Annotated in this window: 8 protein-coding genes; all 8 read right to left on the bottom strand. The window is 42.2% G+C overall.

Annotated features, from left to right (window positions below; all coding sequences use genetic code 11):
• Nucleotides 1-9: 9 nt before the first annotated feature.
• Nucleotides 10-1,392 (bottom strand): amino acid permease, encoded by a 1,383-nt coding sequence (locus TZ97_RS09830; RefSeq protein ID WP_045760258.1) that lies wholly within the window; start codon nucleotides 1,390-1,392, stop codon nucleotides 10-12.
• A gap of 164 nt (nucleotides 1,393-1,556) precedes the next feature.
• On the bottom strand, nucleotides 1,557-1,814 hold the full coding sequence (locus TZ97_RS09825) for a DUF896 family protein (protein WP_003012632.1): 258 nt from the start codon (nucleotides 1,812-1,814) through the stop codon (nucleotides 1,557-1,559).
• A gap of 33 nt (nucleotides 1,815-1,847) precedes the next feature.
• A complete protein-coding gene (glyS, locus tag TZ97_RS09820) occupies nucleotides 1,848-3,884 on the bottom strand; it encodes a glycine--tRNA ligase subunit beta (protein ID WP_045760257.1) in 2,037 nt (678 codons plus the stop codon).
• Between the two features lie 207 nt (nucleotides 3,885-4,091).
• Nucleotides 4,092-5,009, bottom strand: coding sequence for a glycine--tRNA ligase subunit alpha (gene glyQ / locus TZ97_RS09815; RefSeq protein WP_002886077.1), 918 nt, complete (start codon nucleotides 5,007-5,009; stop codon nucleotides 4,092-4,094).
• A gap of 511 nt (nucleotides 5,010-5,520) precedes the next feature.
• Entirely contained in the window at nucleotides 5,521-9,939 is a 4,419-nt protein-coding gene (locus tag TZ97_RS09810) for a S8 family serine peptidase (protein WP_045760256.1), read from the bottom strand.
• 269 nt (nucleotides 9,940-10,208) lie between these two features.
• Entirely contained in the window at nucleotides 10,209-11,051 is an 843-nt protein-coding gene (locus TZ97_RS09805) for an aldo/keto reductase (RefSeq protein ID WP_045760255.1), read from the bottom strand.
• Complete coding sequence (locus TZ97_RS09800) at nucleotides 11,048-11,266, bottom strand: hypothetical protein (protein WP_003018530.1); 219 nt, start codon at nucleotides 11,264-11,266, stop codon at nucleotides 11,048-11,050. The genes TZ97_RS09805 and TZ97_RS09800 overlap by 4 nt, the downstream gene beginning before the upstream one ends.
• 131 nt (nucleotides 11,267-11,397) lie before the next feature.
• Entirely contained in the window at nucleotides 11,398-12,555 is a 1,158-nt protein-coding gene (gene nagA, locus TZ97_RS09795; RefSeq protein WP_042760248.1) for an N-acetylglucosamine-6-phosphate deacetylase, read from the bottom strand.
• Nucleotides 12,556-12,647: the final 92 nt, after the last annotated feature.

The raw sequence follows: 12,647 nt of genomic DNA, 5'->3' as shown, positions 1-12,647 counted from the left end.
TTTTTCTATTTATTTATTATGTTTCCAATTGCTGTATATCCCAAAAAGAATGATCCAGATGGTTGCTCCAACCGCTCCAATGTATGTTGATTCTTGCAAGAAGAGACAAACGAATACAAAGAGGAAGAAAACAATGGTCAATGGATTCAACACTTTATAGGCCGGCATGACAAAACCATCTGGCATAAATTCTTTTGATTTACGGTACTTAAGATGGGATAACATGGTCAAAATATAAATAGCAATGTAGACACCAGAAGAAGATGCCGTAATCAAGGCAAAGGCATCTGATACACCTGGCAAGACATTGATAAAGGCTGAAACAGCAACTACAATCGCAGAAAAAATAATCGCGCGACTTGGAATCCCCATACGAGATAAGCTATTCAGTTTCAAACGATTCATCACTTTACTGTTTGGCGTTTCTTTTGCAATCTGGTACAAGTGACGCCCTGTTGAATAGAGGGTGGAATTCAAGGAAGATGCAGCAGCTGTCAGTACAACAAAATTAATCAATCCTGCTGCCCACTTGATTCCTACCATCTGAAAGACCGTTACAAACGGTGATTTATTGACGGGAAGCTGTTGCCAAGGGAAAATAGCCATGATCGCCAACAAAGCCCCTACATAAAAGATTACAATCCGAATCGGAATTTCTTTAATGGCTTTCGGTAAGACCTGACGGGGATTGGCTGTCTCTGATGTGGTAATTCCAACAAACTCAATCGCTTGATAAGCAAAGAAGACCATTTGAAAGGCCATCACAAACTTGACCCAACCATTTGGAAACATTTGAAAACCATTGGTAATATTGCTTAAGCTAGCATGTCCAGCTGGTGTTTCAAAATTCGTCGTCACCATAAAGATCCCTGTAGCGATCAGGGCTAAAATCGTGACGATCTTGATCATTCCAAACCAGAATTCAACCTCTCCAAAAACTTTCACAGCGATCAAGTTTACACAACTTAAAAGCGCTAAAAAGATAATTTGAATCTGCCAGGCTGGCCAATTAGGGAACCAGAGCTGAACATAGTTGGAAACGGCTGTAATTTCTGCCATCCCAAGAAATACCAAGGAAACCCAATAGGACCATCCTGAAAAATAGCCCCAACCCTTTCCTAAGTACTTGGTAATAAAGTTGATAAAGGTGTGTTGATCAGGGTCCATATAGAGCATTTCTCCGATTGCCCGCATCATCAAGTACATGAAAGCTCCAGTCAGCATATAGACTAAAATAATAGACGGACCTGTCAAAGAAAGGGAACGACCAGCTCCAAGAAAGAGCCCTGTTCCGATGGTTCCTGCAATAGCAATCAACTGAACATGGCGATTTTGCAGACCACGAACCATCCCATTTTCAGTTTCTTGACTAGGATGATGTTTTTTTGACATATGATTACTCCAATTCTTTTTTCTGTACTTTTTCAGAAAAGTATACTTCCAATTTTCACTCAATCTACTATACCACGTTTTAAAAAATTGGTCAATCTAGTCCAGAATGTTCTGAATTTTGAAGATACAAAAGAGTGCTGGAGTTTCTTCCAGCACTCTTTTGATTATGAATTGGGGTCATCGAGACTACGGCCATGCAAACCTTTTTCCCGTTGCACTTGGCGTAGTTTCTCAGGTGTCACATCATTTCCTTCTTCATCCACAATTTTGATTCCTTCGATGTGGTGACGAACGGAACGACGATAACCCTCAATGTATTCTTCACGAAGTTTTGCTTGTTCCACTGCTTCTTCTGGCGTCAAACCTTCTGTTTTTTTCTTTTTAGCAAGCTCATTGATCCGAGCAATTTTTTCAGGTGTCATAATAAGACCTACTTTCTACCTGCCATCAGGTACTTATTTTGTGTTCAATTGGTTAAAGGCTGCAACAGCATTGGCTTTAGACACTAGACCTGCAAGAAGGGCCAAACGGTTGTTTTTTACAGCCTCATCTTCTGCCATAACCATGGTATTGTCAAAGAAGGCATCGATGACTGGACTTAGAGCAAAGAGCTGTGCCAATTTATCACTAGCTGAACCAGTCAGTTCTAATTCTTCAATCGCCTTAGCAAGGGCCTTTTCTTGATCATTTTCAAAGAGACTAGCATCGACTGCTACTGAAGTATCTGCTTTTTCTGCCAAGTTAAAGGCACGTGAGAGTGATTCAACAGCTGCCTTGTAGCCATCAGTCTTAGCAGCTTCTGAGAGAGCATCTGCTGCTTCCAGCATATCCGCAACCACGAAGTTTGAACCAGCAAGTACAGCTTCCTTGATGTCTTTAGATGTGCGTCCCATCATCTTGTCTACACGCGCCTTGATGAAGTTGAGCACTTCTGCTTGATTGTCATAAGAAAGACTATCAAATGAAAGAGCGTAAAGGCTGTCAATCAACTCATCCATAGGAATATTCCATCCAAAGGCATCCAAGATACGAACAATTCCTTGTGTTGCACGACGAAGTGCATACGGGTCGTTGGAACCAGACGGAATCAAACCAACAGAGAAGAAAGAAAGGAGGGTATCTAATTTATCTGCAAGCGCAAGGATAGCACCAACCTTAGTCTCTGGAAGGGCTCCATCTGCTGAATCAGGAAGGTAGTGCTCACGGATAGCTGTCGCTACTGCAGGATCCTCACCAGCAAGGAGGGCGTATTTTTCACCCATGATTCCTTGCAATTCATCGAACTCTCCGACCATACCCATCAAGAGGTCAAATTTGTAGATTTCAGCTGCACGAGCTACGGCTGCCCTTTCTTCAGCAGTCAAACCAGCTTGTTCAGCTAATGATGCTGCAATGACACCGGCACGAGCCATGTGTTCTGAAAGAGAACCAATTTTTTCATGGAAGGTCACGTTCGCCAATTTAGCAACGAGATCTTCAATCTTAAGTTTTTGGTCTTCACGCCAGAAGAATTCACCATCTTCAAGACGTGCCACCAAGACTTTTTCATTTCCTCGGATAACATTTTCCAAGTGCTCAGCGTTCCCATTACGAACTGAGATGAAGTTTGGTTTCAGCTTACCATCAAGGTCACGTACAACAAAGTAACGTTGGTGCGTTTCCATTGAGGTCACCAAAACTTCTTCTGGAACATCCAAATATTTAGTGTCAAAACTTCCCATAAAGGCAGTTGGGTATTCGACCAAGTTCAAGACTTCATTCAAAAGTCCTTCTTCGATTTGGACTTGAACACCTTGTTCTGCTTCGATGGCTTTGATTTGCTCACGAATCATATTTTCACGTTCTTTGCTATCCGCAATCACGTAAACGGTACGAAGGTCTTCTTCATAAGAATCCGCATTAGTAATTTCCACTTCATGTCCAAGGAAACGGTGTCCACGGCTCACACGACCTGAGTGGATATCCAAGAAATCAAGGTCGAGCGCTTCGTCGCCCAAAAGAACTGTCAAGGTGTGAACTGGGCGAATGTATTCAAATGTGTTGTTAGCCCAGTGCATGCTGACAGGGAAGGTCAATGAAGCAAGCACTTCTGGAACGCCAGCCAAGACTTCTTTAGCTGGTTTTCCAGCTTCGTGCTTCGTAACATAAACGTACTCTTCACCTTTGACTTCACGAAATTCGATATCGTCAACCGTCAAGCCTTTTCCACGGACGAATCCTTGAGCCGCTTTTGAGAAGTTTCCATCTGCATCCAAGGCGATTTTCTTAGAAGGTCCTTTAAAATCTTCAGTCAAATCCGATTGTTGGTCAGCTAAACCAATCACACGGACTGCCAAACGACGTGGTGTTGAGAAGGTTTGAATGCTTTCGTATGAAAGACGGTTGTCATCCAAGAAGGCTGCCATTTTCTCACCCAGTTGTTTTTCACTTGGTGTGACAACGTAGGCTGGCAACTCTTCAAGTCCAAGTTCTACTAATAAGTTTTTTGTCATGTTTTTTCTCCGAAAAATATCTTTTTTTCCAGTTTGCCTTATGTGATTGGCACGCAGCAACCGACTTCGTCGTTTCATTGCTAAAATTGGAGCCTAAGGTCTCCAATTTTGCCTGGTATCGTTAGTTTCTCTAACGATACCTTTATCACTGCGGCAACTGGTTCTGTAGGATTGCTCTATCAGCCAATCCCATCTAATACGCTCTCTTTATTCTTCCTCTTCTGCTAGGAGTTTGGCGCGTGTTGCTTCGTCAAGAAGTGGGTAACCAAGTTTCTTGCGTTCTGCGACGAAGGTTTTGGCTACGACACGGGCCAAGTTACGGATGCGGGCAATGTAGCCGGCACGTTCTGTAACGGATACTGCTCCACGCGCGTCAAGCAAGTTGAAGGTGTGTGAACATTTCAAAACGTAGTCATAGGCTGGGTGAACAAGGCCTAATTCCAAAGCACGCCCTGCTTCTTTTTCAAATTTTTCGAAGTTTTCAAGAAGCATATCTTGGTCAGAAACTTCAAAGCTGTATTTTGAGTGTTCATATTCTGGTTGAAGGAAGATTTCTCCGTATTTAACGCCTGGAGCCCACTCAATATCGTAAACAGAATCAACTTCTTGGATGTAAGAAGCCAAACGTTCTAATCCGTAAGTGACCTCAGAAGTTACCGGACCAGTTGCCAATCCACCAACTTGTTGGAAGTAGGTGAACTGAGTGATTTCCATACCGTCCAACCAAACTTCCCAACCTAGACCAGCTGAACCAGTTGATGGGTTTTCCCAGTTATCTTCAACGAAACGAATATCGTGTTCCAAAGGATTGATACCCAACTTTTCCAAAGACTCAAGGTAGAGCTCTTGGATGTTTGATGGGGATGGTTTCATGACCACTTGGAATTGGTGGTGTTGGTAAAGACGGTTTGGGTTTTCTCCGTAACGACCGTCCGCTGGACGACGTGATGGCTCTACATAAGCCGCATTCCATGGCTCAGGACCAATGGCACGAAGGAAGGTGTAAGGACTCATGGTTCCCGCACCTTTTTCATTATCATAAGCCTGCATCAGCATACAACCCTGGTCATTCCAGTATTGTTGCAAAGTCAAAATAATTTCTTGAAATGTTAATTTCTTAGACATTAAATACTCCTTGATTTAAGTAATTTCTTGCGACACGAGTCTGCCTCGTCGATTATACGAGGCTAGACGAGTTAGTACTGCGTCTAGCTCAGGCACCCTAGTGCTGAGCGTGGGGCAGTCCGACTGTAAGGAGGTCTCTGCCACTAACGCAGTGAAAGGTTAGTTTTTTAGACATGTTTTACTCCTTATTCATAAAATTTCTTGTGACTCAAGATACAAAAAGAACCGTGTCTTCGCTCCTAAGTCTGTGACCTAGGGGCGTCAAAAACGCGGTTCCACCCTAATTTATTACTTCATTTTATTTTACTTTACTCAGCTTTTTACTGAGAGAAAGCGCCACTTGCTTACTTTGCTCTACTTGGCTCTCACTATCCCAAGCTCGCTAGAAAAACGCCGTAAGCCCTTCTTTCTTGACTAGTATTATAGCAGATTTTTAGTGACTTGTAAATTAAAATCCGCATGAAACAATCGTTTCATACGGATTTTAGGCTAACAAACAAGGTTGTTTTTCTTATGGACGTCTCGCAGCTTTTGGTTTTTTACCATGAAGTTTTTTCTTGGCATTCTTCAAGGCTGTCAAAGCATCTTTCACATCTTGTTGGCTTGCTCCTGGATTTGAAAGGATGGTTTGTGCATCCTTGAAGGCTGCTAGGTAAGCTTCTTTTTCTTCATTTCCAGCATAGATGAATTTCGCATTCTTTTCTTGGAACTTCAATTCTTCCTTGATGTATTTTTCAAGGCTTGAAAAATCAGTTGCTTTCCCGTTTAATTTTCCTTCCGCACGGCTAAGCTCAGCAAGTGCTTGATTGATTTGTTCTTGTTTCACAGTTGGATCAACTGCAAGCAAGGCTACTGTTTGGAAAGCACGATCGTAGTCGCGACGTACTTTTTCTTTGGCATTGGCATAACGACCAGTTTTAGTCGTAGCATCGTAAGCCTGCATCGCTTCTTTTAAGGCCGCAACGTTTGAAACTTTCCCATCCAAAGCTTGGCTAGCAGCTTCAAGACTAGCTAGAGCTTGGTTGACTTGCTCTTGACTAACCTTGTTGGTCAAGGCTGCTTGGGCAGCTTGCAAAGCTTGATCATAGGCTTCCTTCTTATCCGCACTGGCATTGAAGTATTGCGCTGTCTTTGTAACATCTGCTTGGTTGTTCAAAGCAGCCAAGAGATTCACTTTTGAGATTACTCCAATACGATAATTGTTGTTACGCCCTGCGACAACTGAGATCACTGGTGCTTCCTCAGCTAGTTCATAGCCTGTAGGAAGAGTTGCAACCAAGGTATATTGACCAGTTGCTACAGATTTACCAAAGCCATTTTTACCATATTTTTCAGCAGGCAAGACAAAGTTTTCACCATCTGCCCCTTTTAATACGATCGTAGCTGCTTTTGAAACCGGTTGATCAAAGTTGATGCTAACTGGTGCATATTCTAAAGTATTGGCAAGGAATGTGATCGTTTGGAAACTATTCTCTTCTGTCAAATCGAACTCTTGCGTCAAGCTGCTGACAAATTTCACTTCTGTACGATCATACGTAAAGATTTCTGCAGTATAATGACCAAAGTTCAAGAAGTTAATATCTTTTGTCTTATCAACTGATACGTATTGGCCATTGCTATCTTTGATTCGGTAAACATACATAGTATCCAAATCTTTGTTCGTTTTAACGTCACGAACTGCAATTTGAACCCGACCACTATTTTGATCCCGAACTAAATCTGCTAGTGAAACATAGTCTACGTTCCCCGCAAAGTCTTCTACATAGTAGTAGATATTCTTCTTATCGATGTTTTCAGGAAGATCGAAGCTACCATCTGCATTGGCCTTGATCACATGATAATTTTCAAGCGCACGTGTACCATTCTTATCTTCACTGGTTTGGACCATTGTCCCCTGATCATCAAATGGAGTCACATAGACGAGTTTTTCAGTTAAGATACCGCCATCGCCAACATCTTTGGCTTTACGTGCTACAAACTGTTGAGCCCCATCTTTGAAACGGATATATCCTGATGTGATCACTGGTTTTTGAGTATCGACTTGAACCTTGAAGGTTGTTGATTGCTCCTCAGCTCCAGGAACCATTGGGGTGTAACGAATGACATAATCATATACACCATCTGCTACTGCTTTCCCATTTGCATCGGTACCATTCCAAGCAGTGTTATCTAGTGTGTAGCTGCGTGGGTTCTTTTCATTGCCATCAAAGAAGTTCTTACGATGATCAGATGGAGTTCCTTCCCACAGTGGATTTTTATGTTCCGTATCACTTGCTGCATAGACAGTTGCATGTAGGTTTTCAATGTTTCGAAGAGCGACTGTCTTGTATTCAACAAGGTCTTTATTCCCATCTTCATTTGGTGAAATGGCAATGCGAACATTTCCATTCTCATCTAGTTGAAGAGAGTGAGTTCCTTCTGCATTTTCTTCAATACCAAGAACTGTAATCCGACGACCATCACGTTTCCCTTGTGTAAGGAGAAGGTCATTTTGAAGGGTGACGAGCGCAGAAACATTAGCACTAGATGAGATATTCAAATTTTTTGGAACATGATAGTAGAAGCCATCTTTTCCTTCACGAACCAAATCATAGATTGGTTTTTCAACAGCTGGAAGGTTTTGGAATTCTCCCTTGAATCCCATAAATGGTAAGCTAACTACATCTCCATCATCTGCTGGATCGACAAAACGAACAAATCCTTCAAGGAAATAACCATTTGGCATTTCTTTGCTTAATTCTTCTGTGAATTTGCTTGTGTCGACTTTCACTGTAACTGTTTCAGAACTATGTGCTTTCACGGTTACTTCAGGCCAAGCAGTTTCTGTTAATTTACGTGGACGAAGGGTAAATTTACCATCCTTCACTTCATCTGTGTCAGTATTCACCAACATTTTCAAGGTACGATCGGTATCTGAAATATTGTGGACTGTGACATCAAAGGTAAAGCTATCTCCAACATTTCCAAGAGTGACGCTTGGATAGTTGTTTTCACCAGTCACATACAAGTCTGTTGAAACGGCTGCGGCTGTGTCGACAACCCCTGCTCCTTGTTGGCGTGGAGACGTATAGACACCGGTTTCTTTGTTAACATGTGGTTTAGCCGTAGACATAATCAAGGCTTTGACAGTTGCAGAAACTTGTTCTGGAGTTAATTCTGGGTGATGCTTCACAAGGTATTCTTTGACCAAGGCGGCGACACCTGCCACGTGAGGTGAAGCCATACTAGTACCACTCATATCCCCGTAGGTATTGTCATTTAAAGAAGAGAAGATATTCCCACCAGGTGCTGTGACATCTGGTTTCAACTGACCATCGGTTGTCACTCCCCAGCTTGAGAAATCAGACAATTGGTCTGCTTCTGGAGATGGACGGTTGGCCATAGTATTGTTAAAGACAATTTTGTAGGAACCTGCCTTAAGAGCTTCCCCATAACGTTTTGAAATAAAGACAGATGGGATCTTTTTCGCATCTCCTTCAATTGCCATTCCAAGGTTCGATCCTTCCACATTATTGTAGACCAAAGCTCCTGCTGCACCATGATGGAAGGCATTCGCAATCTTTTCTGAGAATGGAATTTCCCCGCGTTGGATTAAGGCTAATTTACCGGTAAGATCCAGATCTTTGAAATCATCTTCTTTTCCAAGACCAACTGACACATATTCGTACTCTTTGCCTTTTTCAAAATCAGCGTCTGCAGCAGATTTACTGTAATCAAACTTACCGTTATCCGCTTCCGCATTGCCTTCAAGGCCTTTGACTTCAAACACTTCTGTCGTAATAACATTATTATTGATAGAAGCAACAGAGATGGAGTCCTCTACTGTTGAAGGATTTCCGACCAAACCATAATCTGGATTTTCAGCAGAAGGTCTTGAGTAACCATTTCCAAAGCTATTGCTATTTCCTGCAGAAATTAAGACAGATACGCCTTTAGCGCGCGCCCGTTTAATGGCATCCACAATATCTGAATCCGCATTGACCGTAGAACCAGTCGTAGAACCAAGACTCATGTTGATAGTATCTGCACCAAGAGCTACAGCATCATCAATTGCTTTTACATAAAGAGCAGATCCCGTTGTTTTTTGGCGATCTGAGAAGACACGCATAAACATAACTTGCGCTTCTGGTGCTACACCATAGATCTTTTCTCCGTTTCCTGCTGCTTTATCAGGATTCCCTGTTGCAATCCCTGTAACGTGCATCCCATGAGAATCTCTTTCGGCCTCTTTGATATTGTCGGTACCATCAAAGTAGTCATAGGCATAGACAACCTTGTCGTTGTACCATTTACCATAATCAATTCCTGCTGCTTTCTTAGCAGCTTCTATTTCTCCTTGGTTTTTAAACTTAGCTTTTGAAGGATCGGTAATCCGAAGAACCTCGTGGTTCACATCCAAACCAGAGTCGATGACGGCGACAACCATCCCTTCCCCTTTATAACCTTGCTTCCAGGTTTGGGGAACAGTAATAATTTCGTCACTTTCGATGCTTTGAGGTTTTTCAGCTGCCTCATGGCGATTCGTTGTTTCTGAACTTGTCGCAGTAGCCACTGCTGTTGCTTTTTCTACAGGTTTTTCCGCTACTTCCGGTTTTGTTTCTGGAACAGTAGCTGCCTCTTTAGGAGCTTCTGTTTTTTCAACAAGAGCTGCTTCTGTTGCATTCGTTGTCTTTGCAGCAACTGTTGCTTCTTTTGCAACTTCTACTTTCTCACTAGCAACTGCTGTACTTGCTTCTGTTGCTTGTGAATGCTCTTCTTCAGCAGGTGCCTGTTGAGTAGTGGCTACAAGCTGTGTTCCAGCACTCGTTTGGCTGGCCGCTTGTTCTTCAGCACTCGCTTGTGCAGATCCAAATACCAAAACAGCCCCTAATAAAACTGAGGCTACACCAAATTTGTATTTTCTTAATGAAAAACGTTCTTGTCTATTCATAGAAACTCCCCTTTTATTTTAATAGCAACTATTATAACGCAAAATTATCTGAAAATTCATTCAAAAAACAAATTGTAACACAAATGTAACATTCACGAATGTTACTAACTATTAATTTATTTTCGTTCGGAAAAATGTAAATTAGTATGGGAAGGTATTATAGAACATCTGTTTTTATTAGAGTTTTAAAATTATTTAATCATTGAAAGGATTTTAAAAACCGAGAACGAAACTGTCCTCGGTTTTCATTAATGAATAGATATTCTTTCTTAAAAATCTTTGGTGTCTGGATCTGGTGCACCTGCTTCAACCGGAAGATGGCGAAGGAGTTCCATATCATCTGCCGTCAATTCAAAATCAAAGCAATTTAAATTACTCGCAATCCGCTCAGGTGTAACCGATTTTGGCAGTGGAAGGAAACCTTCTTGCAAACTCCAAGCCAGGGCTAGTTGAGCGACCGTCTTTCCATATTTAGTAGCCATTTCTTTTACTTGTTCATTTTGGAACAATTCTCCTTGGCCAAAAGGTCCCCAAGCCTCTAGTAAAATGCCATGCTTACGACTCGCTGCGATGGCTTCGCTTTGGTAAACCCCAGGTGCTAGACGAATTTGGTTCACAGACGGAATGACCCGAGCTGTTTCAAGGAGGGCTTCCAAATGATGAGGCAGAAAATTGCTAATACCAATAGCTCGAACCTTGCCAGCAGCTAGCATATCTTCCATTGCCCGCCAAACCTCAGCATTTCGTTGTTTCCAAGCATCATTTTCTCGAAGAGGTTTTGGATTTGGCCAATGAATCAAATAAAGATCTACATAGTCCAAGCCTAGTTTCTCAAGAGACTCTTCCAAAGCAGCTTGAGCGTCTTCATAGGTGTGATGAGTATTCCAAAGTTTGGTGGTAATAAACAGGTCTTCGCGCGCAAGACCACTGTCTTTAATGGCCCGACCCACACTCTCTTCATTCTGATAAATCGCAGCTGTATCGATATGGCGGTAACCTGCTTTTAAAGCAGCTAAGACAGCTTGATAGGCTTCTTCTCCATCTGCTGCTTTCCAGGTTCCAAATCCTAATACAGGAATCTCCACCCCATTATTTAAACGATAATTGTTCATTTTTTCTTTCCTTTCTTCGATTTCGGTTTCTTAGGCCCTCGAAGCTTGAGCTCTGGCTTAAAAATATTCTTCTTGGTTGGCTCCATCTTCTTGCTATAAAAACTATAGAGTAAAAATGCCCCACCAACAATCACAATAAAGATATTTTTTCTTACAATCCCATAGAGCAAGAAAAAAATTCCCATCAATAAAAAACGTATATCAATTGCCTTCATAAGCTACCTCACATTTCAATTCCCATTATAGCATGAAAAGACAGCATTCACAAAATTGCACTACCATCGGTAAACAAAAACCTCTCTAGGTATGACTTAGAGAGGAAGTATTCTATCTTCGATTCTTGAATCTAATTGGTAGCTTGGTAACGTTTGACCCCATCGAGATAGGTCGCAACCAGATCCAAATTTTGATCAAGCACGATGAAGTCCGCGTCATATCCTTCTCGAATTTGACCACAAACATCATCAATATGGACTGATTTTGCCGGATTGAGGCTGGCCATCATCACTGCTTCGTGAGGGTTAGCAATCCCCCACTCTACAACATTTTTTAATCCATCTTTCAATTTCAAGATTGAGCCAGCTAGATTACCAGTTGATTTCAAGCGAGCAGTCCCTTCAGCAACCACGACTGGGAATTCCCCAAGCATGTAGTCCCCGTCTTCTAAGCCCCCAGCTGTCATACAGTCCGTAATCAAGGCAACATTTTCTTTGCCTTTTTGTTTCATCAGGATATCACACGCTAGTGGATCCACGTGATGGCCATCACAGATCAACTCTGCTGTAGTATGAGGCAACTCATACATGGCACCAACCATACCGAGTTCACGGTGCGTCAAACCACGCATACCATTGTAGGCATGTACCCAGACACTCGCACCTGCATCAACCGCTTTTTTAGCTTCTTCAAAAGTAGCATTGGAGTGTCCCAGAGCGACAGTCACTCCTTCTCCTGTAATGGTCCGAACAAATTCTTCCACCCCTTCACGCTCGGGAGCAAGGGCAATCTTATTCAACAGACCATTGGCAGCTTTTTGCCAAGCCCGGAATTCTTCCATACTTGGATCCTTCATATAAGATGGGTTTTGAGCTCCCTTGTATTTTTCTGTAAAATAAGGGCCTTCAAAATAAATCCCGCGAATCTTAGCTCCTGTTGCTTCTTTGTATCGTGCACCGATATTTTCAGTTACTGCCAAAAGTTGTTCGTAAGAGGAAGTCAAGGTCGTAGGCAAAAAGCTCGTAACCCCTGTACTCAAGAGCCCTTCACTCATGGTATGGAGAGTGCCTTCGATATTGTTATCCATCACATCTACCCCACCAAATCCGTGAATATGGGTATCTACGAGGCCAGGCGCAATGCTGTAACCAGAATAATCCAGCACATCCGCACCTTCTGGTAAGCTTTCCACATGTTTTCCAAACTTGCCATCAACAAGCTCCAAATAGCCTCCGCGGCGAACCCCATGTGGATAATAAAATTGATCTGCTTTAATATATGTAGACATAAAATCGTCCTTTCCATTGTAGGAACTGTGTTCCATTTATATTCATACATATTATAACGCTTTCACTTCCATTTGTAAATGGTCTAGACCTA

It is taken from the genome of Streptococcus parasanguinis (assembly GCF_000963275.1).
In the GTDB taxonomy this organism is placed as follows: Bacteria; Bacillota; Bacilli; order Lactobacillales; family Streptococcaceae; genus Streptococcus; species Streptococcus parasanguinis_B.
The sequence above is the reverse complement of the archived record's forward strand: the minus strand, read 5'-3'. Positions and strand labels throughout refer to the sequence as shown.